The 20415-nt window shown below is 63.6% G+C and carries 24 protein-coding genes; 21 read left to right on the top strand and 3 right to left on the bottom strand.

Annotation, left to right across the window (positions count from 1 at the left end):
* Positions 1-64: 64 nt before the first annotated feature.
* The 6 genes from X750_RS146855 (at position 65) to X750_RS146870 (ending at position 6222) form a co-directional block, all read left to right on the top strand.
* Positions 65-1006: a 3-oxoacyl-[acyl-carrier-protein] synthase III C-terminal domain-containing protein gene (locus X750_RS146855; protein ID WP_245271866.1), complete on the top strand. Its 942-nt coding sequence runs from the start codon at positions 65-67 to the stop codon at positions 1004-1006.
* Positions 1003-2007: an NAD(P)-dependent oxidoreductase gene (locus X750_RS146860; protein WP_031243046.1), complete on the top strand. Its 1005-nt coding sequence runs from the start codon at positions 1003-1005 to the stop codon at positions 2005-2007. Before X750_RS146855 ends, X750_RS146860 begins: the two co-directional genes overlap by 4 nt.
* Entirely contained in the window at positions 2004-2828 is an 825-nt protein-coding gene (locus X750_RS12700) for an MBL fold metallo-hydrolase (RefSeq protein WP_023747906.1), read from the top strand. The genes X750_RS146860 and X750_RS12700 overlap by 4 nt, the downstream gene beginning before the upstream one ends.
* On the top strand, positions 2825-4081 hold the full coding sequence (locus X750_RS146865; protein ID WP_023747905.1) for a F390 synthetase-related protein: 1257 nt from the start codon (positions 2825-2827) through the stop codon (positions 4079-4081). The genes X750_RS12700 and X750_RS146865 overlap by 4 nt, the downstream gene beginning before the upstream one ends.
* Positions 4082-4780: 699 nt before the next feature.
* Positions 4781-5221: a GNAT family N-acetyltransferase gene (locus tag X750_RS1000000166490; protein ID WP_198020992.1), complete on the top strand. Its 441-nt coding sequence runs from the start codon at positions 4781-4783 to the stop codon at positions 5219-5221.
* Positions 5218-6222, top strand: a complete 1005-nt coding sequence (locus X750_RS146870; RefSeq protein ID WP_023747904.1) for a Rieske (2Fe-2S) protein — start codon at positions 5218-5220, stop codon at positions 6220-6222. Before X750_RS1000000166490 ends, X750_RS146870 begins: the two co-directional genes overlap by 4 nt.
* A gap of 13 nt (positions 6223-6235) precedes the next feature.
* On the opposite strand, the gene X750_RS146875 is transcribed toward X750_RS146870, so the two are convergent.
* Positions 6236-7393, bottom strand: a complete 1158-nt coding sequence (locus tag X750_RS146875; protein WP_031243043.1) for a hypothetical protein — start codon at positions 7391-7393, stop codon at positions 6236-6238.
* 182 nt (positions 7394-7575) lie between these two features.
* Here X750_RS146875 and X750_RS146880 point away from each other — a divergent pair, with 182 nt between their 5' ends.
* The 5 genes from X750_RS146880 (at position 7576) to X750_RS146905 (ending at position 10856) form a co-directional block, all read left to right on the top strand.
* The gene (locus X750_RS146880) at positions 7576-8190 is read left to right on the top strand and encodes a hypothetical protein (RefSeq protein WP_023684715.1); all 615 of its coding nucleotides are present in this window, start codon (positions 7576-7578) and stop codon (positions 8188-8190) included.
* A 7-nt stretch (positions 8191-8197) separates the two neighbouring features.
* Positions 8198-9046 (top strand): 23S rRNA (adenine(2030)-N(6))-methyltransferase RlmJ, encoded by an 849-nt coding sequence (locus X750_RS146885; protein WP_023747902.1) that lies wholly within the window; start codon positions 8198-8200, stop codon positions 9044-9046.
* Positions 9047-9302: 256 nt separating this feature from the next.
* Positions 9303-9797 carry a MarR family transcriptional regulator gene (locus X750_RS1000000164760; protein WP_084013015.1) on the top strand — a complete coding sequence of 165 codons (495 nt, stop codon included), beginning with the start codon at positions 9303-9305 and terminating at the stop codon, positions 9795-9797.
* Positions 9785-10207 carry a VOC family protein gene (locus X750_RS146900; RefSeq protein ID WP_023747899.1) on the top strand — a complete coding sequence of 141 codons (423 nt, stop codon included), beginning with the start codon at positions 9785-9787 and terminating at the stop codon, positions 10205-10207. The genes X750_RS1000000164760 and X750_RS146900 overlap by 13 nt, the downstream gene beginning before the upstream one ends.
* A 202-nt stretch (positions 10208-10409) precedes the next feature.
* Positions 10410-10856, top strand: a complete 447-nt coding sequence (locus tag X750_RS146905; RefSeq protein WP_023747898.1) for a hypothetical protein — start codon at positions 10410-10412, stop codon at positions 10854-10856.
* Positions 10857-10953: 97 nt separating this feature from the next.
* Here X750_RS146905 and X750_RS146910 read toward each other — a convergent pair whose 3' ends face one another.
* The gene (locus X750_RS146910) at positions 10954-11577 is read right to left on the bottom strand and encodes a TetR family transcriptional regulator (protein ID WP_031202005.1); all 624 of its coding nucleotides are present in this window, start codon (positions 11575-11577) and stop codon (positions 10954-10956) included.
* A gap of 62 nt (positions 11578-11639) precedes the next feature.
* Here X750_RS146910 and X750_RS01000000163135 point away from each other — a divergent pair, with 62 nt between their 5' ends.
* The 4 genes from X750_RS01000000163135 to X750_RS146920 all read left to right on the top strand — a co-directional run bounded on the left by X750_RS01000000163135 (position 11640) and on the right by X750_RS146920 (position 14073).
* Positions 11640-11990: a hypothetical protein gene (locus tag X750_RS01000000163135; protein ID WP_348524359.1), complete on the top strand. Its 351-nt coding sequence runs from the start codon at positions 11640-11642 to the stop codon at positions 11988-11990.
* Positions 11987-12388: a DinB family protein gene (locus tag X750_RS1000000167605; RefSeq protein ID WP_348524358.1), complete on the top strand. Its 402-nt coding sequence runs from the start codon at positions 11987-11989 to the stop codon at positions 12386-12388. Before X750_RS01000000163135 ends, X750_RS1000000167605 begins: the two co-directional genes overlap by 4 nt.
* A 357-nt stretch (positions 12389-12745) precedes the next feature.
* Entirely contained in the window at positions 12746-13135 is a 390-nt protein-coding gene (locus X750_RS1000000165885) for a hypothetical protein (protein ID WP_023742331.1), read from the top strand.
* A gap of 341 nt (positions 13136-13476) precedes the next feature.
* Complete coding sequence (locus tag X750_RS146920) at positions 13477-14073, top strand: glutathione S-transferase family protein (protein WP_023689091.1); 597 nt, start codon at positions 13477-13479, stop codon at positions 14071-14073.
* A gap of 63 nt (positions 14074-14136) precedes the next feature.
* Here X750_RS146920 and X750_RS146925 read toward each other — a convergent pair whose 3' ends face one another.
* Positions 14137-14787 (bottom strand): outer membrane protein, encoded by a 651-nt coding sequence (locus X750_RS146925; RefSeq protein ID WP_023684724.1) that lies wholly within the window; start codon positions 14785-14787, stop codon positions 14137-14139.
* Positions 14788-15197: 410 nt separating this feature from the next.
* Between X750_RS146925 and X750_RS146930 the strand changes: the two genes are divergently transcribed.
* The 6 genes from X750_RS146930 to X750_RS146955 all read left to right on the top strand — a co-directional run bounded on the left by X750_RS146930 (position 15198) and on the right by X750_RS146955 (position 20375).
* Positions 15198-15962: an SDR family oxidoreductase gene (locus X750_RS146930; protein WP_023684725.1), complete on the top strand. Its 765-nt coding sequence runs from the start codon at positions 15198-15200 to the stop codon at positions 15960-15962.
* Complete coding sequence (uvrC, locus tag X750_RS146935) at positions 15959-18034, top strand: excinuclease ABC subunit UvrC (protein ID WP_023715084.1); 2076 nt, start codon at positions 15959-15961, stop codon at positions 18032-18034. The genes X750_RS146930 and uvrC overlap by 4 nt, the downstream gene beginning before the upstream one ends.
* Before the next feature lie 170 nt (positions 18035-18204).
* The gene (gene pgsA / locus X750_RS146940) at positions 18205-18801 is read left to right on the top strand and encodes a CDP-diacylglycerol--glycerol-3-phosphate 3-phosphatidyltransferase (protein WP_023673449.1); all 597 of its coding nucleotides are present in this window, start codon (positions 18205-18207) and stop codon (positions 18799-18801) included.
* A gap of 1 nt (position 18802) precedes the next feature.
* Entirely contained in the window at positions 18803-19060 is a 258-nt protein-coding gene (moaD, locus tag X750_RS146945; RefSeq protein WP_023673448.1) for a molybdopterin converting factor subunit 1, read from the top strand.
* Positions 19061-19064: 4 nt separating this feature from the next.
* Positions 19065-19538 (top strand): molybdenum cofactor biosynthesis protein MoaE, encoded by a 474-nt coding sequence (locus X750_RS146950; protein ID WP_023684727.1) that lies wholly within the window; start codon positions 19065-19067, stop codon positions 19536-19538.
* Positions 19539-19607: 69 nt separating this feature from the next.
* On the top strand, positions 19608-20375 hold the full coding sequence (locus tag X750_RS146955) for a YbaY family lipoprotein (RefSeq protein ID WP_023705336.1): 768 nt from the start codon (positions 19608-19610) through the stop codon (positions 20373-20375).
* The last annotated feature ends 40 nt before the right edge of the window (positions 20376-20415 follow it).

Raw genomic sequence — 20415 nt, 5'->3', positions numbered from 1 at the left:
AAGCGGCGGGCTGAGAATGCGGATCAGGATCATCGGAACCGGGCGGGCCGTGCCGGCTCGATGCGTGACGTCGCGCGCCCTCGATGCGCGGCTGGGGTTTGGCGATGGACATTTCGAGGCCGCGACCGGCGTCATCGAACGCTATGTCTGCGACGCCGAATCGCAGGTCGACCTTGCTTGTGCCGCAGCCCGTCTGGCGCTTGCCGATGCCGAACTTGAGGCAGGCAGTGTCGATCTGGTCATCGGCGGTTGCGGCGTGCCTTACCAGCCGTTGCCGTCGACGGCGCCGCTGGTCATGCAGCGCCTCGGCCTTGCCGATGGGTCGGCGGCCGCTTTCGACGTCAACAGCACCTGCCTGGGCTTCCTCACAGCCTTCGAGACCGCGTCGCGCCTGATCGAGGCCGGGCAATGCCGGACGGCGCTGGTGTTCTCGTCTGAAATCGCCTCGCGCGCGCTGCCGTGGCAGGACCAGCCGGAAATTGCGGCCCTCTTCGGCGATGGCGCGGCGGCCGCCGTGCTGCAACAGGCAGCCCCTGCCGAGGGTCGAGTCGCGGCCAACCTGATGCGCACCTACCCTTCCGCCTATGAGGCCTGCAGCATCGGCTCCGGCGGCACCCGGTTCGACTTTCATCGTGAGCCTGAGGAATTCGCCCGCCACAGCCTGTTCCACATGGAGGGTAAGGAACTGTTTCGCGTCACGTCACGCCATTTCAACGGCTTTGTAGCGGAGTTGCTCGATCGCGCCGGCTGGCGGGACGACGATGTCGACCTCGTCGTGCCGCATCAGGCAAGCCCTTTCGCGCTCGCCCACATGGCGCGCCAGACCGGCTTCGCCAGGGAAAAGCTCGTCGACATCGCGGCGCGCTACGGCAATCAGATCGCCGCTTCCATCCCGTTTGCGCTCGATGTCGCACGCCGCGAACAACGCATTGGGCCGGGCGCCAAGGTGCTGTTCCTCGGCACCTCGGCCGGCGTGTCGTTCGGCGGCATGGCGCTGGAAGCATGACCGTGGGAGGCGTCCTCGTCACCGGCGCCAGCGGCTTCCTCGGCGCGCATATCATGGCGCGGCTGGCGGCAGTGGGCACACCGGCGCTGGGTCTTGGCAGGGACGCCAAACGCTGCGCGGCGCTCGAAGCCGCTGGTCATCGGGTCGTTCGGCTCGATTTGTCTCAACCATTCGATGCAGCTGCCGCGCGCGCTCTCGACGGCGTCGATGCGATCATCCACTGCGCGGCACTTTCCGCGCCCTTCGGCAGGTTGGCGGATTTCCAGACGGCAAATGTCACAGCTACCCGCAACCTCAGCGATTTCGCGCGCGGGCAAGGCGTGCGCCGCTTCGTCCATATCTCCAGCCCGACGGTCTGTTTCGCCTATCGCGACCAGCTCGGAGTTTCCGAGAATGCGGCCTTGCCCCCTCCGGTCAACCACTATGCCCGCACCAAGCGGCAGGCCGAGGAGATCGTGCTGGCGGCGCCTGAGATCAGCCCGGTGGTGCTGCGGCCGCGCGGCCTCTACGGTCCGGGCGACCGCACGCTGCTGCCGCGTCTGCTGCAGGTGGCACGGCAGCGCCCGCTGCCGCTGTTTCGCGACGGCAAGGCGCGCATCGATCTCACTTATATAGAGGATGTCGTCGATGCGGTGCTTGCCGCGCTGTCCGCCGGCAGCGCTGCCGAGGAACAGATATTCAACATCTCCGGCGGCGAAGTGGTGCCGGTCCGCCGCATTGCCGAGGCGGCCTGCGCCCGAGCCGGCGTGCAGCCGCGCTGGCGCAGAATGCCGCTCTGGCCCGCCATGCTGGCGGCCGGGATAGCGGAGACGGTAGCGAACATATTGCCCGGCCGCCCGGAACCGCCGGTGACGCGCTACGGTCTTGGCCTGTTCGCCTATGCGCAGAGCCTCGATCTTTCCAAGGCAGGCCGCATCCTCGGCTGGGCGCCGAAAGTGTCGTTCGAGGAAGGGCTCGATCGCACATTCGGCAAGGCGACGGAAAGCAGGGAGGCTGCGTGAAGATCGTCTTCGCCAACAGCGCCTCTGTCAGCGCAGCCGAGCGCCTGATCCTGCGCGGCGGCAGCTGGGCGAAGGTCAGGCTACGTGTCCGCTACGGCCTGATCATGCATCCACAGGCCGGCCCCGTACTGATCGATACCGGCTACACGCCGCATGTGACACAAGGCAGCGAGCGCAGCACGGCGCTGCGTCTTTACAGTGCGATCCTCCGGCCCCAGCTCAACGAAGCCGAGCAGCCGCTCGCGGTACTGGCGCGCTTCGGCCTCTCGCCGCAGGACGTCCGCACCGTCATTGTCACGCATTTCCATGCCGACCACATGTCGGGCCTGTCGCTGTTTCCCAACGCTCGGCTTATCGCCAATGACACCGCCTGGGCGCGGGCGAAGGCCAAGACTTCCCTGCAGAATCTGCGCCATGGCGTCTTCAAGGAACTGTTCCCGTCTGACTTCGAGGCCCGACTCGACGGGCTGTCGTCGAAGCGGCAGGTCGAGCCGCGTGGCGGCGTACCGGGCGGCGCCGATCTGTTCGGCGACGGCAGCGTCATCGCAGTCGGTCTGCCCGGCCATGCCGATGGCCAGTTCGGCCTTTCGTTCCCAAATCTGGAGCGCCCGCTGCTCTACGCCGTCGACGCGCAATGGTTGTTCGCGGCCCTTATCGAAAACCGAACTCCCGGTCTGCCGGCAACCCTGCTGGCCGAGGATGCCGCCGCGATCGAGCCGACCAGCGTAATGTTGCGCCGGTTTCTGGCGACCGGCGGCGAGGTTGTTCTTTGTCATGATCCGGCGGTGACGGCCTACGATCTGGCCGGAGAGAGCGCATGAACGGGCCGACGGAAGCGGCCCGTTCGTTTGTGTTGACGCAATGGCTCTCGCGCAAGAGCCGTGAGAATTTCGAACGCTGGCAAGGTCATGCCTTGCGCCGCTTTCTCGACCGCGACCTGCCGCGCGCGCCGTTCTACGGCAAGACGCCGCGTCATCTCGGCGATCTGCCGGTGACCGACAAGGCGACGCTGATGGGCAATTTCGAGCGCTTCAACATCCGTGGCGTCTCGGCCGCCGAGGCCTGGAAGGCGCAGGCCGGCGATGGCCGCATTGGCGAACTGACAGTCGGCTCCAGCACCGGCACGTCGGGCAATCGCGGCCTGTTCATCATTTCCGAAGCGGAAAAATACCGCTGGCTGGGCACCATCCTGGCCAAGGCCGTGCCCGATCTGCTCTGGCGCCGGCAGCGCGTGGCGGTGATCCTGCCGCAGAACACCCGGCTCTACGACAGCGCGCGCAAATCGCGGCGTATCGACCTGCGCTTCTTCGATCTGACGCGCGGTCCGGAGAGCTGGCGCGGCGCTCTCGAAGATTTCGCGCCTACGGTGATCATCGCGCCGCCGAAGATGCTGCGGCACTTCGCGGCCGAGGGCTTTAGGCTCAAGCCGCAGCGTGTCTTCAGCGCCGCCGAAACGCTCGACCCGGTTGACCGGCCGGTCATCCAGGCATTCTTTGGTCGTCAGCTCGACCAGATCTACATGGCGACGGAAGGGCTGTTCGCCGTCACCTGCCGCCAGGGCGGGCTGCATCTGGCCGAGGATTCGGTGTTCTTCGAGTTCGAACCGGCCGGCGACGGCCTGGTCATGCCGCTGATCACCGCCTTTCGCCGCCGGACCCAGATCATGGCGCGCTACCGGATGAACGATCTGCTGCGGCTGTCCGAAAAGCCATGCCGCTGCGGCTCGCCGCTGCGCACGCTGGACGAGATCGTCGGCCGAATGGACGACGCTTTCCGGCTCGCCTCGCCGCACGGGCAGCTCCTCGTCACGCCCGACATACTACGCAATGCGGTGCTCAAGGCCGACCGGCGCATTGACGATTTTCGCCTGGTCCAGACCGCTGAAGATGCAATCGAACTCAGCCTGGCCCCCGGGCTTGCCGACGAAGCCGCCACCGCCGCCCATCAGGCCGTGCGCAATTTGCTGGCGGCGCGCCAGGCGACAGCTTCGGTCAGCCTTGTTCGCAGGGACCTGCCGTTGGAGACCGGCCGCAAACTGCGTCGGGTCGAATGCCACCTGGGAGCGGCATCATGAACCGGCTCGCTATGTTGCCACTCGATCAGACGAACCGGGTAGAAAACAACCCGCGTGAGGTCGAAGCCTTCGTTCAGCTTTTTAACGAGGTGCCGGTGCGCGACCTCGTGCGAAATCTGACGGTCGCCGTCGAGGCCTTCGAGATCGCTGGCCGCTTCTTTCCACTGACGCTGAACGACAGAAGCGAGGCGCCGAACTGCTATATCTGCTGCCCGTCCAGCGCCTATATCGACTACGCCATCGACGAGACCCGCAATTTCGTCTCGTCGCCCATGCTGCAAAGAGCGATCCGCATGTTGATTGGCCTGTGCGCGCCGCTGGTCAGGATGAGCGGCCTCGACCATCAGGTTCAGGTCAACAACTGGCTCTATTCGACCAATCCGGTGCCGCTGCTCGATCGCAACGCGGTCGCTGCGATCCGCGACGATCTCACGGCGCGTTTTCCCGATCGCGCTGTTCTCATCCGCTCCCTGAACGAGATCGCCGATCCCTCGACAATCGCAGCGCTGAAGGCAGAGGGTTTTCGAATGCTGGCGGCGCGGCAAATCTACATCTTCGCCGGCCGCGGTTCGGCTATGACCAACGACATGAAGCGCGACCGCAAGCGGCTGCGCACGACGCCGTNCGACGCCGTTCGAGCGGGTCGGCAATGGCGACTTCACCGAGGCCGACTATGCGCGCGCCGAAGCGCTCTACCGGATGCTCTATCTCGACAAATACACGCCACTCAACCCGCACTACACCGCCCGCTATATCGGCGAGACGCACCGTCGCGGCATCCTGCAACTGGCAGGCCTGCGTCGTCCCGGCGGTGAACTGGTCGCCGTCGCCGCTTTGTCTCAGAACGGCAGGACCTTGACGCAGCCAATCGTTGGCTACGACACAAGTCTTCCAGTGAGCGAAGGGCTCTACCGCATGATGATGGCGATCGCACAGGACCATGCGATGGCGCACGGCCTGTTCTTCAACATGAGCGCCGGTGCCGCCGCCTTCAAACGCTTGCGCGGCGCCGTGGCAACGGTGGAGTACAACGCCGTCTATGCCGGCCATCTTCGGCGCCGCCAGCGCGCTGCAGTGCGTATCATGGAATTTGTGCTCGCGAAGATCGGCATCCCTCTGCTCAGGAGATTTGAACTTTGAGCGAAGCCCAGCAGCAAAAAGACAAAGACTATTGGCAGGCGGTAGTGCGGTCAGTCGATATCAAAGGCAAGCCGAAGCGCATCCTGTTCGATGGCACGCCGCTGGTGCTATTCCGCTCGGCGCAGGGGATTGCAGCCCTCTTCGACCGCTGCGCTCACCGCCTGGTCGAACTCTCGACCGGCAAGGTCGTCGGTGGCGAGATCGAATGTCCCTATCATGGCTGGCGCTACAATGGGGAAGGGCGCTGCACCGCCATTCCCGGCCATGTCGGCGACGTCCCGCATTACCGTATCCGCCGCTACAGCACGATCGAGCGCGACGGCGTCGTCTTCGTCTCGGCAGGCACGCCTGAGGGCGAGCCCTATCTCCATTGCATGCAAGGCAAGGATGTCGTCGTGAAGCGGGTGCGAAGCTCGGCGCGATCGACGGTGCTCGACGCCGCCGAGAACATTCTCGACGCCACTCACACCCACTTCACCCACAAGGGTGTGCTGCGCGGCCTGACCGCAAAGCGCCATCTCGTGCGCGTCGAGGTGACCGGCGGCAAGGGTTGGGTCGAAAGCTGCTACACCGGCGAGGACCGCCAACAGGGGCTGGTCAGCCAGCTGCTGGAAGGCGAGCGCGCCAGGACCATCGGCCGCTACCGCCATCCCGGCATCGTCGAACTCGAATATTGGGGCAAGGGCGGCTTGGCGCTGGCGACCACTTTCCATTTGCGTCAGGCGGACGAATGGACCGTCGAAGGCGTCGGCTGGCTGATCGGCCCGCGACAGGGCCTGTTCGGCGAACTCAAGGCGCTTGCTTTCCGGCCGCTCTTTGCCTTTGCCCTGCAGCAGGATCGCCGTGTGCTGAAATCGGCCAGCGCCAACGCCCGTATATGGCCGCAGGTTCAGCCGGCGATCGGCCCGCTGGATTTCCTGCGCCGCGACATAGCGGCGATCATCGACGGCAAGATGCCACCGACGGCGGCAGAGCCGAGGGTGTACCAGATCGAGCTGTAGGAAAGCGCTCTATTCAGTCCTGCTCCGGCCCATTCCACTCGATATCGCGCGTCGACGCAGCCTGAAGGCTGATGCGCTGGCGCAGTGCTGTGCCGGCGATCTCGGCCAGCGTGCGCCACTGCGCCCGCTTCGGCGCGGGGTCGCCCGGCCAGTCGAGCAGCTCATCGGCATCGTGCATCGCCTGGCGAAAGCTGCCGAGACCACCGGAGCGCAGTGCCGCCGGCATCCCGTAGATCCACATCGCAAGCCTCACCGTCTGCGGCGCCGTCACGTCGGGCTTCACCTCGGCGCCATCCTCCAGGACCGCGTCGGCGAAGCGCCGCGGATCGCGAAAGAAGTGCAGGCCGCTCACGGCGCGCGGATTGCACTCCAGTGGCAGCACCCTGCCGTTGTTCTCGCGCATCAGGTCGAAGGATATCTGGCCGGTCCAGCCGGCGCCGGCGACGAAGGTTTCGACGAAGCGCCGCGCCGCGATATCCTCGACCGGCTCGAAACAGATGCCGGCGCCCTTGCCGGCGCGATAGAGCGAACGGTAGAGCGCCAGCGCTTTGAGTTCACCCTCGATCGCCACCGCATAGGCGCTGATCTCTTCACCGGCGATGTAGCGCTGCGCCACCCAAGGAGCGGCGGGCGAGGGGCGGACGGCGTCGAGTTCGTCCGGCGATGGCCGCAGCAGTACGTCACGGGCAAAACGTGACCACACAGGTTTGAACACCAATTCGCGCGATTGGCCACGAACGCCGTCGAGATCGGCCTCGCTTTGCAGCAGTATCGTTTCCGGCACGTCGAGCCCAAGGCTCTGCGCCAGCCGGATGAAGGCATGCTTGTCGTGAACGCGGGCGAGCATCGCCATCTCGGGTGCGAAGAGGCGGGCCGGCATGGCGCGGTGCTGCCAGAGACGACCGAGATAAAAGACTTCCTCGCAGGTCGGGATAACGAGTTCGATGCCTTCCGCGCGGACAAGCGCTTCCACCGCCTTGGCATAGGCGTCGGCGGCAAAGCGCGGCGGCGGCAGGCGATGGTAGGCGGCGCAGGCCGTGCTCGCTGCGGCGATCGGCCGGGCCGGGCTGTCGGCCAGGATCACCCGGCGACCGGCGCCATGCAGCAGCCGCGCCAGGTGCAGCGCCACCGGCGCGCGGGCGCCGGTGATCAGCACGGTGCTATTGGGCATGAGCCACCGGCATCGGTTGGAAAAGACGAGTCGATGCTTCTGCGGAAGGCTTCATTCGCCATAAGTGCCACATGGCTTGCGTGCCGCCAACGCACTCCACAAAGGTGGCTCCGCTGCGTCAGCCATCGCTTTTTGGCCTTCGGGGCGTTATTGGCAATCTGTCGAACACCCGGATCTCCTCAATGCGCTTTCTGTTTGTCCTGATACTGCTTGCCGGCGCCGCCATTGGCTTCGTCTATCCCTGGGCCATGAGCAATTTCTCCGGCCACGAGATCGGCACCTGGCGCGTCTACGACCAGGGACGGTTTAGGCCTGTGACGGTGACGCTGAAAGCTGGCGACGCGCCGGTCAGAGTGCTGGTCGACCTGACGGCAAAGGCCGAGCGCATTGTCTCGCAGCAGCGCACTGTGCTGACGCTGACTGCCGCCACAGCCGGCCGCACGGTGCTTGCCTCGACGCTGCAATTCAACCACGCCGACAATCCGCGCCAGGTCAGCCCACAACTGCCCGACAAGATCTTTCGCGACGAGGCCGGCGTGATCGAAACCGTCAGTCCCGGCGCCTATCTCTTCACCGCCGGCCCGGGCGACGCCGACGATATCCCGATACGCGCGGTGGATCTGATACTGCGCTCCGGCGCCGGTGAGATCGATCAACGCGCACGGCCGGTCGGCTATGGGCTGATGGCAGTCGGCCTGATCGGCTTCCTGCTTACTCTGGCTTTCGGCGGTCGCCGGCCGGAGAACCCGAACTCGAAGCCGCCACCGCCGCGTTGGGGCAGAGGCTCCTCGACATGAGCGCGGCATGAACTACCGTCACGCCTATCACGCCGGCAATTTCGCCGACGTCGTCAAGCATGTCGTGCTCAGCCTTCTGCTCGACTATCTGAAGCAGAAGGACAAGGCCTTCCGTGTCGTCGACACTCATGCCGGCATTGGCCGCTACGATCTGTCATCGGCGGAAGCGCAAAAGACCGGCGAATGGCAAGGCGGCATCGGCCGCTTGATCGACGCCCCGATCGAAAAATCGGCGGCTGCGCTGCTTGCCCCCTATCTTGAAGCGGTGCGTTCGCTCAATCCCGATGGCGGGGTGAAGAAATATCCGGGCTCGCCACTGATCGCCAGGCACCTCATGCGAAAGCAGGACCGGTTGTCGGCGATCGAACTGCACGGCGCAGATGCTGCCAGGCTGAAGACGCTGTTTGCCGGCGATTTCCAGACAAGGGTGATCGAACTCGACGGCTGGCTGGCGCTTGGCGCGCATCTGCCGCCAAAGGAGAAGCGCGGCTTGGTGTTGATCGATCCGCCGTTCGAGGAAGCCGGCGAATTCGACCGCCTGGTCGATGGCATGCAGAAAGCGCACAAGCGCTGGCCGGGTGGCATCTACGCGCTGTGGTATCCGATCAAGGATCGCAAAGCGATCATCGCCTTCCGCAAGGCGCTCAAGCAATCCGGCGTCCCAAAGTTGCTCGACATCGACTTCGAGATCCGGCCGGCATCGCGTGAACCAAGCCTCGACGGCAGCGGCATGGTGGTGGTCAACCCGCCCTTCACGCTGGAGCGCGAACTGCGCATCGTGCTGCCGGTCCTGCACAGATTGCTGGCGGTCGAAAAGCCGGCGCACTGGTCGCTGGAATGGCTGGCCGGGGAGTAGCGACGCTTCGCAGCGGGCGACGCCCGCGGCAAAGACACAAAGTCGCTAGAGGTTTTGACGGTGGCGCCATCCGCGAATGCTCAGCTGTGTTCAACGAACCGAAACCATGGAGATGCACATCTAATCGGCTCGGCGTTGACGCTAATCCCAGAATCAGATAGATAGATATCTAATTATTAGATTTCGAATCGAATGCCAAGATCGACAGAAGAGGAACTGGTCAACGCGATAGGCTTCGCGATGTCGCGCTGGCAGGATGCCGTCGAAACGTTCGATGGGCCGTCGCCGAAATCTTTGTGCTGAGCGCTGCCGAGCGCCGCTGTCTCGGTGCGATCAATCACGGCCGGCGGGGCCGGCAAACCTCGTAGCGAGGGAGACAAATCTCACGCCGGCGGCGGTCACGACGTTGATCGACCGGCTGGAAAAGCGCGGCTTCGTCAGCCGTCAGCCGGATCCCGATGACAGGCGCAAGGTCATGGTCGCGGCGGGCAAGAAGACCGAGGAACTCGTCCGGCGCTGCTACCATCCGATCCAGAGGCGGGCGCCGCATTGCTGGAGAATATTCGGCGGCCGAGATGCAGTTTTTGCTCGGCTTCATCGAAGAGGTCGAAGCGATGCAGAAGGCGTAGACCGAGAGGCTGCGCGGCAAAGCAAAACCGGTGCGTTGAGAGAAGGCATCGGAGGATGGTCCGGCGCAACGCCGGTCCGGTTTCAACTGTGTACTGTCAAGGAGACCCTATGCCCCGTATGATCTTCGTCAACTTGCCCGTCGCCGACCTCGCTGCGTCGATGGCCTTCTACAAAGCTCTCGGTTTCGACAACAACCCGCACTTCACCGACGACACCGCAGCCTGCATGGTGCTGAGCGAAATGATCAACGTCATGCTGCTCACCCATGCCAAATGGCGTCAGTTCACCGATCGCCCCATCCCACCGGCCACCTCGAGCGAGGTCATGCTTGCCGTGTCCTGCGACAGCCGCGCGGCGGTCGATGCGATGAACGAGGCGGCGGCGAAAAATGGCGGCGCCGCCGACATCAACGCCCAACAGGATTATGGCTTCATGTACAATCGCAGCCTGGCCGATCCTGACGGCCACGTCTGGGAAGCGATGTGGATGGACCCGGCCGCCATACCGCAGGGCGACGCCAAGCAAGGCTGAACCGGGTTTCGGCGGCCCGCCGGCCATGGGCAGGCCGCTTTTCCTAATGGGCAAGGCGAGCTTTTTCGAAGGTCAGGACGTGGTTTCGCAGCTTCGCACCGGCAAAACCGGTTGCGGAGCGGGAAACCATCGTCAGGGCGACCGCTTGACCGCGCGCCGCCGAATCCGCAAAGTGGGCGCAGTCGACCTTTGAGAGGCTGCCATGACTCGCTTTGCCAAATCCGCTCTTGCTGCCCTGATTTCGCTTTGCACGCCGCTGGCCGCATCCCTTGGCCAGCCAGCACAGGCCGCCGACCTTTCCGTCTATTCCGACGAGGACAGCGGCGTTTGCGGCGAGGCATGGGTGCTAAGCAAGATCTCCAGCCGCTTCTCCTACCAGGTGCATCACGTGCCGCATCTGCCGGATGTTTCGATCACCGATTTCCAACGCATCCACCAGCATCGCTATCTCCCGGCCAGCGAAGAATGGCCGATCGGCCGCCGCTATTGCGGCGCCACCGTCAGCCTTTCCGATGGCCGCGCCCGCACCATCTGGTACTTGATCGAGGAAGGCCAGGGTTTTGCCTCGATCGGCGACAATGTCGAATTCTGCGTCTCGGGCTTCGACCGCTGGATGGTCTACAACGGCCGCTGCCGCGTCCTGCGCTAAGGTCGGATAAGAACCGCCGTTGAACCTGCTATCTCCCCGCAAGGGGGAGATCTGATGTCGCTCCGGTTTCGCCAATCTCCGAACTGCTGCCGCTGCCTCACATCGCCTTCCCACCAGATACGTAAGCGCAGATCAGCTCGACCAACTGCTTCTGCAGTTCCGGCAAGTCGAGCATGTCTCGCCGCGCGGCATTGTGGATGACGCCCTCGACCGCTGAGGACAGCACCCGGGCCACGGTCTCATTGTCCTTTCTGCGCCTGCGATATTGCGCCACCGCCGCCGTGTAGTGATCAAGATAGCGCGACTGGAACGAGGCATGGGCGGCGCGTGAGCCGCGATCGCCCGGCGCCTCGTCGAGCAGCACCTGATGCAGCGTCGGATGGATGCTGTGCGCATCGATCATGCCGCGCACCAGCTCCTGCGCGAATCGCTTGAGCGGCTTGTCGCCTTCTGCTGATTCGGCGATCACCGACAGCACCTGATCGAAATGTCGCCGGCGAATTGCTTCGACCAGCGACAGCTTGTCGGGAAAATATTGATAGAGCGAGCCGATGCTGACGCCGGCCGCATCGGCCACCTTGTTGGTGGTGAAGCCGGCCCAGCCGAGCGCGCTCAGAACATGAGCACCGGCTTCGATGAGCGCCTCGACCGTCGCTCTCGAACGCGCCTGGCGCGGCTGCTTGCGCATGCGTGAGCGCGGCTTTGCAATGCGAGTAGACATGTCTGCTCCAGCAGCCAAGAATATAGATAACATACTCACATTTTTTGGAAAGGATACAGACCATGGACGCGCTGGATTTGCTCCGCAGCCTCTACGTTTATCAAATCTGGGCGAATGGTGAATTGCTGGAGAAGCTTGCGGGCCTCGACCAGCAGGAGCATGTCGATCAGCGTCACACGGCGACCCGTCTCATCAACCACAACCTCGTCGTATCGAAGATATTCGCCGCGCATCTTTCCGGCACGCGTCATGGCTATGCGTCCGACAACACCGTGGACACACCGGCACTCGATGAATTGAGCGCTGATGTCGCTGCGATGGATCGTTGGTATCTCGACTATATCGGAGCCGTCTCGCCAAAGCTCATGTCAGAGCCTGTGCTTTCACCTTCACCGATGGCGACAGGGCGATGATGTCACGCCAGGAAATGCTGACCCATGTCGTCACGCATGGCGGCTATCACCGCGGCGAGATCGGGCGGATCCTGATGCAGATCGGCATTGCGCCGCCGGGATACGTTTGCCGTCCACCTCCACCAAGCCGAGCCTTCGCGCCGGCTGCAGGTGCGCGAGCGGGTTGGCGTTTAGGGCCTGCACCTCTTGGCTTCCAAGGGATCGCGGCTTCCCGGGAGGAGGATTCCCCTATCTTTCGTTTCCCATTTCCGTTGGGCATCTCTTGCGCCGAAGCTGGCGATCTCCCTTCTCGTCTGGGAGACGTCCGACACACAACAGGCTGTCCTTCAAGTGCTGTCTTTCCTGGCTTTCATCCAACCACTTTCGATATACGAGCAAAAAGCTCGTGTTTAGTTTAGTGCTGTTCCTGCAACCGTGGGGATGAAGCAAGATCAGCCTCTGCGGTGCGATGATTGTTGCCATCCGATAGGTCGCCGATGACCGCGTGAGATCGACGGCGTTGCAAGAGAATGTGAGCTTGACGAAAAGATCGTGTGAGTCTCGATATCAGAGATTTCTCTCGCAACAGTTCGCTGCGAAGCGGGAAGAGTCTTTGCCGATTTCTGTGCCGATCATTGCGATAATGCTCTCAGCGTAACCGAAACTTAATTTGCGAAATTCTATGTAATGCTTCGCTGGCTAGATACGCACGAGTCAGATATGCATTAGCTCGCCGGGTCACTCACGGCCATTGGCACAAACGCAAGGGGCATCGCATGGCAAAGACCACGACGAAGGCGCCGGCGGCGAAAGCGCCGGCAAAGAAAGCGGCACCGAAAGCTGCCGCGAAACCTGCAGCAGTAAAGAAGGCAGCACCGAAGGCAGCGGCAAAGCCGGCCGCCAAGGCAGCGGCAAAGCCGGCAGCTAAGGCAGTTGCAAAACCCGCCGCCAAGGCAGCAGCGAAACCCGCCGCCAAGAAGCCGGCCGCCAAGGCTGTGGCGAAGCCTGCTGCGAAGGCAGCAGCCAAGCCCGCCGCCAAGAAGCCGGCAGCCAAGACAGCGGCAAAACCCGCCGCCAAGGCTCCGATGAAGGCCGCCGCCGCCAAGTCGACGGCAGCTGTGAAGAAGGCTGCACCGGCCAAAAAGCCAGCCGCCAAGAAGAAGTAACAGCGGACCATCTCAAAGCTCCCGGGAACTTTGCCGACTGGCAGATTCCCGGGAGCTTTTTTGTTGTGATTTAGGTCTTGTTTTGATGCATGTCGTTCTCTCGAAATTGACGCCACTTCTGTGAGACATGCATTGGCGATTTCATTGTCGGCGGATTGGCCGCCTGGTTTTGCCCTTCTGGCAGTTGCTCCCTCAGGGAAGATCGGCCAACACTAAGGCGGTCGCATCCGATGGGGTTCAGGCGACGCGCTCTAGACCTTTGTTTTACGCGCGTCGTTCTCAAGACCGGAGCCGCATTGTTGAGCGACATGCACTGGCCGTCCGAAAACAGGGAACCGATCATGCCGAAGCTGCTCTACGCGTCCTCATCCCCCTACAGTTCCAAGGTGCGCATGGCAGCACTCCATGCCGGCATTGCCGTCGAACTGGTGCCGGTCAAGACCGAGGACAAGCCTGCTGAACTGATGTCAGCCAATCCTCTCGGCAAGATTCCGGTGCTGGTGCTCGACGACGGCCGCTCGATCCACGACAGCCGCGCCATCACCCAGCATCTCAACCGCGCTTCGAAGAGCCTGTTGTTGCCGCGCAATGCCGACAAGCGCCTCGAGGCCGAAGTGCTGGAGGCGCTGGCCGACGGCATATGCGACTGCGCGCTGTCGATGGTCTATGAGCGGCGCACGCGTCCGGAGGAGATGGTCTATCAACCCTGGCTCGATCGCCAGTGGACCAAGATCACCGCCGCACTCGATTTCCTCAACGCCAATCCGCCGAAGCTGCCGAAGAAGATCACGCTTGGCCAGTTGGCGTTGCGTGCCTGCCTCGGCTACCTCTCTCTGCGCTTCGCCGGCAAATGGGAAAAGGGCCGCGGCCGCCTGACCCGCTGGGCAGCGCGTTTCGATGAGAAGTTTCCGGGGCTGAAGGTGGCTGTGCCGGCCTGACGGGCGAAACAAAAAAAGCCGGGCGCGAGGCCCGGCTTTCTTGTGTCGTGGCTTGAACGACAGTTAGAACTTCATACCGACGCCGAAGGTGACGCGGTTGTCGCTCTCTTTGACCTTGGTGCCGACACTGTCGAAGCTCTTGGAACCGAAGTCGGTGTAGCGGTACTCGACACGGCCGAACACATTGTCGGTGATCTTGATGTCGGTGCCGACGCCGGCCGTCCAGCCGAGCATGGTGTTGCTGTCGCTGTCGCCGGGGACCGAGACCTTCTGGTTCTTCAGGGCGCCGCCGCCGGTGCCGTAGAGCAGGATTTCCGGGGTCACGGCGTAACCCAGACGGGCGCGCAGCGAGCCTTCGAAGCCGCCCTTGGAATTGACGCCGCCGCTGTCACCCTTGACGCCGTTGTAGCCGAGATCGGCTTCAGCACCGTACACGAAGTTTTCCTGCTGCCACTGGTAGCCGCCGAAAACGCCGCCGACAAAGCCCTTGGTCTTGATGTCGGGGCCGCCGTCGTGGACTTTGGCATGACCGCTGAAGCCGTAGCCGGCGCTGAGACCGGCATACGGGCCGGCCCAGGAAGCGACGGGGAGCTCGGCGATCGGGGCTGGCGCCGGGGGCTCTTCCGAGACGACATCGGCAGCAAAAGCGGTACCGCTGAGGGCGAAGAGCCCGAGCGCAACCGCGAGCGGCGCGAATTTGAGATTGGTTTGCATTGTTGTTTACTCCTTAAGCCACAAGACACGTAGGCTTGTTTGTCCTGAGCGCCATCAACCCGTCCGGGGGTGAAACGGATCTGGCACTCAACGGTTCCGAATGTCGTGTCAAAATGCGGCGGCAGCGAACCTGAAAATGGGTCATTCCCCGGCACGAATGAGGCCGAAGCTTGACGTTGCATCTTCGCAACAGCGAAATGTCAGTACGCAGGCGATGCTGCACTGCACTCGGCTTGGTGCAACGGGTTCAGCGTCCTATATTGCGGTCCTGCCGACCCGAATCCGGGGCGGTGCCGGCGGCGAAAAAGCCGTTTCGCCACATTCCTGCCCCAGGTGGAAACGGCATTTAACCCCTGGGCGCGTCACAATGTGCCGCTAGCCGAATTGAGGCGCAGATTGAGGATTGACAGATGATCGAAGCCGCCGGAACGGCGCTGGTGACGGGCGGGGCGAAGCGGATCGGCAAGGCGATCGTCGAGGATCTGGCCGCGCACGGTTTTGCCGTCGCCATCCACGCCAACCGCTCGACCGCCGAGGCCGACGCGCTGGCTGCGAGCATCAGGGACGGAGGCGGCCGCGCCGGCGTGGTAGCCGCCGATCTGACCGACATGGATGCGGTTGGCGATCTCGTCGGCCGCGCCGCGGCAGCGCTCGGCCCGGTCACGCTTCTTGTCAACAATGCGTCGCTGTTCGTCGACGATAGCGTCGAGGACTTCGACTGGGCGGCATGGGACCTTCACTTCGCCATCCATGTGAAGACGCCGGCGCTGTTGGCGCAAAACTTCGCCCGCGCCTTGCCGCAAGGGCAGGAGGGGCTGATCGTCAACATCATCGACCAGCGCGTCTGGCGGCCGACGCCGCGCTATTTCTCCTATGCGCTGTCGAAGTCGGCCCTGTGGACGCAGACCGAAATGCTGGCACAGGCGCTCGGTCCGCGCATCCGCGTCAACGCCATCGGTCCCGGTCCGGCGCTGAAGAATGCGCGCCAGGACGATGATGATTTCCAAAAGCAGGTCGATGGCCTGATTCTGAAGCGCGGCCCGCAATTGGCCGAATTCGGCGCCACCATCCGCTATCTCTGGGAGGCGCGCTCGGTGACCGGCCAGATGATCGCGCTCGACGGCGGCCAGCATCTTGCATGGCAGACGCCGGATGTGACAGGCATGGTGGAATGAGTCCCGCAGACCAGAAACACAAGACGCGCGCCGGCGCCGCCGACGATATGCCGCCTGACATCGAGCTTGAGGATGAAGCGGTCGAGGAGATCGTCGAGCCCGAGGCCACCGGGCCCGATGTCGCCTTCACAGCGATAGACTGGGCGCCGCATGCCGGCGACGCCGACGGCATGGTCGGCGCCGAGGTCATCCAGACATTGGTCAAGCGGCTGCCCAATGCGCCCGGCGTCTACCGCATGATGAACGCTGCCGGCGACGTGCTTTATGTCGGCAAGGCGCGCAGCCTGAAGAAGCGGGTGACCAACTACGCGCAAGGCCGGTTCCACACCGCCCGCATCGGCCGCATGGTGCGCGAGACATCGACGATGGAGTTCGTCGTCACCCGCACCGAAATCGAAGCGCTGCTGCTCGAGGCCAATCTCATCAAGCGCTTGCGGCCGCGTTTCAATGTGCTGATGCGGGACGACAAGTCGTTCCCTTACATCCTGTTGACCGGCGATCACGTCTCGCCCGGCATCTACAAGCATCGCGGTGCGCGCTCGCGCAAGGGCGACTATTTCGGACCTTTTGCGTCGGCCGGCGCGGTCGGGCGCACCATCAATTCGCTGCAGCGCGCGTTCCTGCTCAGGAGCTGCACCAACTCCTTTTACGAAAACCGCACCCGGCCGTGCCTGCTCTACCAGATCAAGCGCTGTGCCGGTCCCTGCACCGGCGAAATCTCGCATGGCGACTATGCCGAGCTGGTCAGCGAGGCGAAGGATTTTCTGTCCGGCCGCAGCCAGAAGGTGAAGACCGAAATCTCTGCCGCCATGCAGCAGGCCTCGCAGGAGCTCGATTTCGAGCGCGCCGCCATTTATCGCGACCGGTTGGCTGCACTGTCCCATGTGCAGAGCCATCAGGGCATCAACCCGGCCACGGTCGACGAGGCCGATGTCTTTGCCATCCATCAGGAGGGCGGCCAGGTCTGTATCCAGGTGTTTTTCTTCCGCACCGGCCAGAACTGGGGCAACCGCGCCTATTTCCCCAAGGCCGATCCGGCACTGGAGGGGGCGGAAGTGCTGGGCTCGTTCCTGGCGCAGTTCTATGACGACAAGCCGACGCCACGGAACATTCTGCTGTCGCGAGGCGTCCAGGATCAGGAACTGCTGGCCGAAGCGCTGTCCACCCGCGCCGGCCGTAAAGTGTCGATCTCGGTGCCGCAGCGCGGCGAGAAGAAGGATTTGACCGACAACGCGCTGCAGAATGCCCGCGAGGCGCTCGGCCGCCGGCTGGCCGAAACCTCCACGCAAGGCCGGCTACTCGCCGGCTTTGCCGAGACCTTCGGCCTGCCGAAGCCGCCGGTGCGCATCGAGGTCTATGACAATTCGCATATTATGGGCACCAACGCCGTTGGCGCCATGGTCGTCGCCGGGCCGGAAGGGTTTGTGAAGAACCAGTACCGCAAATTCAACATCCGCTCGACCGAGATCACGCCCGGTGACGATTTCGGCATGATGCGCGAGGTGATGGAACGGCGCTTTTCGCGGCTGCTGAAGGAACATGGCGATGTCGTTCCCGACGACGCGGCAGCCGGTGGAGCAGGCGACGACATCGAAGAAGACATCTCCGGCAGCTTCCCGGCCTGGCCCGACGTCATCCTGATCGATGGCGGCCAGGGCCAGATGAGCGCGGTGCGCAAGATCCTCGCCGACCTCGGCATCGAGGATCGCGTGGCGGCCATCGGCATCGCCAAGGGCCAGGACCGCGATGCCGGCCGCGAGCGTTTCTTCGTCAGAGGCAGGGACTCGTTTTCGCTGCCCGTCCGCGATCCCGTGCTCTATTTCGTCCAGCGGCTGCGCGACGAGGTGCATCGCTTCGCCATCGGTTCGCACCGCGCGCGGCGCAAGAAGGAATTGGTCAAGAGCCCGCTCGACGAGATCGCCGGCATCGGTCCCGGCCGCAAGCGCGCGCTGCTGCTGGCCTTCGGCACTGCGAAGGCGGTCAGCCGCGCGGCAGTCGAGGATCTGGTCAAGGTCGACGGTATTTCAGAGCAGGTCGCCAAGCTCGTCTACAATCATTTCCATGAGAGCTGAGCGCCGGTGACGCCGCTGTCCCGATCAAATGGCAGCAGCCGTTCTTTTCTCGCAGGCCACTCGAATCCCGGCAATCGCGCGCTATTTTCGTCTGGCCAATCGAATCTCGCCTGTTGACCCCCTACATCCGGTTCTGATTTGAGTACGCAGGCAGAAAGAGTCCCTGAGATATGGCCAAGCGCGCGTTCAACCTGCCTAATATGCTTACCTATGCCCGCATCGTCGCGGTGCCGCTGGTGGTGCTGTGCTTTTTTCTCGAGGGGCATCTGAAATCGAGCGACTTCGCCCGCTGGTCGGCGTTGATCATCTTCCTGCTGGCTTCGATCACCGACTATCTCGACGGCTATCTGGCGCGCGCCTGGCAGCAGACGTCCAACATCGGCAAGATGCTGGATCCGATCGCCGATAAACTGCTGGTCGCCACCTGCCTGCTGCTGCTCGCCGCCGACACCGACCGCCATGCCGGCATCGCAGGCTGGTCGTTGTGGGCGGCAATCATCATCCTGTGCCGCGAAATCCTGGTTTCGGGGCTGCGCGAATATTTGGCGGCATTGAAAGTCTCGGTGCCGGTGACGCAGCTCGCCAAATGGAAGACCGCCATCCAGATGGTCGCCATCGCCTTCCTGCTGGCTGGGCCTGCCGGCGACAAGATCTTCCCGCTGACCACGCAGACCGGACTGGTGCTGCTGTGGATCGCAGCCCTCGTCACGCTCTACACCGGCTACGACTATTTCCGCGCCGGCCTCAAGCACATCATGGACGAGTGAGATGATCACCCGGCTCATTTATTTCGCCTGGGTGCGCGAACGGATCGGCAAGCCGGAAGAGGATGTCGAACTGCCCGCCGGTATCGAGACGGTGGCCGACCTCCTGCGCTGGCTGAAATCGCGTGGCGAGGAATATGAGCACGCGCTGCAATATCCTGATGTGATCCGCGTCGCCATCAACCAGGAACATGTCGAGCATCGCGAGAAGATAGCCGGCGCGCGCGAGATCGCGCTGTTTCCGCCGATGACCGGGGGCTGACACCATGTCCGGCGCGCCGACGGTGCGCATCCAGCGCGACGATTTCGACGTTGCCGCCGAGATCGCGAAACTGACCGGGGGTCGCGCCGACATCGGCGCCGTGGTGTCCTTCTCAGGACTTTGCCGCGACGAGCAGGGCCAGCTGTCGGCGCTGGAACTCGAGCACTATCCAGGCATGGCCGAGGCCGAAATCAGCCGGATCGCCGGCGAGGCGCTTCAGCGCTGGCCGTTGCAAGGCCTGACCGTCATCCATCGCCACGGCAAGATCGCATCGGGCGAAAACATCGTGCTGGTGGTGGCGGCGTCCTCGCACCGGCAGGCGGCGTTCGAAGCGGCCAATTTCCTGATGGATTTCCTGAAATCGCGTGCACCCTTCTGGAAGAAGGAGCACCGCGTGGACGGCACCGATGGCGGCTGGGTCGAGGCCAAGGACGCCGACGACCAGGCTGCGGCGCGCTGGAAGGCGCGGCCCGAATAAATCTCGGCGCAGCCATGTATTGACCGCATTCCCTTGGCCAAATCGCATCGGCAAAAAGGGAGCAAGGGCATGCTGGACAGGATCGCCGAATTCTTCGTCTTCGGTTTTGTGCCGCTGGTTATCGGCGTTCTGGCCGTTCCCGAGCCTTCCGTCGCCGCCGAGAAAACCCTGAAGGGCGAGGTGATGTATCGCGAGCGCATCGCGCTGCCGCCCAACGCCGTGCTGTCGGTTCAACTTGCCGATGTATCGCTGGCCGATGCGCCGGCCGCCATTGTCGGCGAGCGCAAGGTAGCGCCGGCCGGCCAGGTGCCGATCAAGTTCGAGATCAGCTTCGATCCAACGGTGATCCGGCCCAACATGACCTATGCGCTGCAGGCGCGCATCACCGCCGACGACAAGCTGCTGTTCGTCACGGACTCGCGCTATCAGGTCGATCCGCTCAGCGAGGCGCCGCACGCCATTGTGCTGAAAATGGTGGCGCCGAGCGACAAGCCGACCTCGGCCTCGCTGTTCGGCCAGAGCTGGCTAGTCGAATATATCGACGGTATCGGCGTGATTTCGGAGCCGCAGGCGACGTTCCGGGTCAGCGAAGCCGGCAAGGCGGGCGGCAGCGGCCCGTGCAACGCCTATTTCGCCACCGCCAAAGTCGATGGCGAGACCATCGTCATCAGCGACATCGGCTCGACCTACAAGGCCTGCGCGCCGGAGATCATGGCCGAGGAAAAGGCCATGTTCGAGGCGCTCGCCAAGGCGGCGTCATACCGTGTCGATGGCGGCAAGCTGATCATCGCCGACAAAGACGGCCGCGACATTTTGCGATTCAACGCAGCGAGTTGATCACGGGCAGCAACGAAAAAGGCCGGCAATGAGCCGGCCT

Source organism: Mesorhizobium sp. LNJC391B00, from assembly GCF_000502535.1.
In the GTDB taxonomy this organism is placed as follows: Bacteria; Pseudomonadota; Alphaproteobacteria; order Rhizobiales; family Rhizobiaceae; genus Mesorhizobium.
Note: the sequence above shows the minus strand (reverse complement) of the source record. Positions and strands in the feature narration are given on the sequence as shown.

Coding starts and splice junctions, on each gene's coding strand:
- X750_RS146865 (WP_023747905.1), top strand. CDS start 2,825: ATGAACGGGCCGACGGAAGCGGCCCGTTCGTTTGTGTTGACGCAATGG.
- X750_RS01000000163135 (WP_348524359.1), top strand. CDS start 11,640: ATGGACGCGCTGGATTTGCTCCGCAGCCTCTACGTTTATCAAATCTGG.
- X750_RS146930 (WP_023684725.1), top strand. CDS start 15,198: ATGATCGAAGCCGCCGGAACGGCGCTGGTGACGGGCGGGGCGAAGCGG.
- uvrC (WP_023715084.1), top strand. CDS start 15,959: ATGAGTCCCGCAGACCAGAAACACAAGACGCGCGCCGGCGCCGCCGAC.
- X750_RS146925 (WP_023684724.1), bottom strand. CDS start 14,787: ATGCAAACCAATCTCAAATTCGCGCCGCTCGCGGTTGCGCTCGGGCTC.
- pgsA (WP_023673449.1), top strand. CDS start 18,205: ATGGCCAAGCGCGCGTTCAACCTGCCTAATATGCTTACCTATGCCCGC.
- X750_RS146875 (WP_031243043.1), bottom strand. CDS start 7,393: ATGCCCAATAGCACCGTGCTGATCACCGGCGCCCGCGCGCCGGTGGCG.
- X750_RS1000000164760 (WP_084013015.1), top strand. CDS start 9,303: ATGCCGTCGAAACGTTCGATGGGCCGTCGCCGAAATCTTTGTGCTGAG.
- X750_RS146910 (WP_031202005.1), bottom strand. CDS start 11,577: ATGTCTACTCGCATTGCAAAGCCGCGCTCACGCATGCGCAAGCAGCCG.
- X750_RS146885 (WP_023747902.1), top strand. CDS start 8,198: ATGAACTACCGTCACGCCTATCACGCCGGCAATTTCGCCGACGTCGTC.
- X750_RS146880 (WP_023684715.1), top strand. CDS start 7,576: ATGCGCTTTCTGTTTGTCCTGATACTGCTTGCCGGCGCCGCCATTGGC.
- moaD (WP_023673448.1), top strand. CDS start 18,803: ATGATCACCCGGCTCATTTATTTCGCCTGGGTGCGCGAACGGATCGGC.
- X750_RS1000000165885 (WP_023742331.1), top strand. CDS start 12,746: ATGGCAAAGACCACGACGAAGGCGCCGGCGGCGAAAGCGCCGGCAAAG.
- X750_RS146860 (WP_031243046.1), top strand. CDS start 1,003: ATGACCGTGGGAGGCGTCCTCGTCACCGGCGCCAGCGGCTTCCTCGGC.
- X750_RS146900 (WP_023747899.1), top strand. CDS start 9,785: ATGCCCCGTATGATCTTCGTCAACTTGCCCGTCGCCGACCTCGCTGCG.
- X750_RS146955 (WP_023705336.1), top strand. CDS start 19,608: ATGCTGGACAGGATCGCCGAATTCTTCGTCTTCGGTTTTGTGCCGCTG.
- X750_RS146905 (WP_023747898.1), top strand. CDS start 10,410: ATGACTCGCTTTGCCAAATCCGCTCTTGCTGCCCTGATTTCGCTTTGC.
- X750_RS1000000167605 (WP_348524358.1), top strand. CDS start 11,987: ATGATGTCACGCCAGGAAATGCTGACCCATGTCGTCACGCATGGCGGC.
- X750_RS146920 (WP_023689091.1), top strand. CDS start 13,477: ATGCCGAAGCTGCTCTACGCGTCCTCATCCCCCTACAGTTCCAAGGTG.
- X750_RS1000000166490 (WP_198020992.1), top strand. CDS start 4,781: ATGCTCTATCTCGACAAATACACGCCACTCAACCCGCACTACACCGCC.
- X750_RS146950 (WP_023684727.1), top strand. CDS start 19,065: ATGTCCGGCGCGCCGACGGTGCGCATCCAGCGCGACGATTTCGACGTT.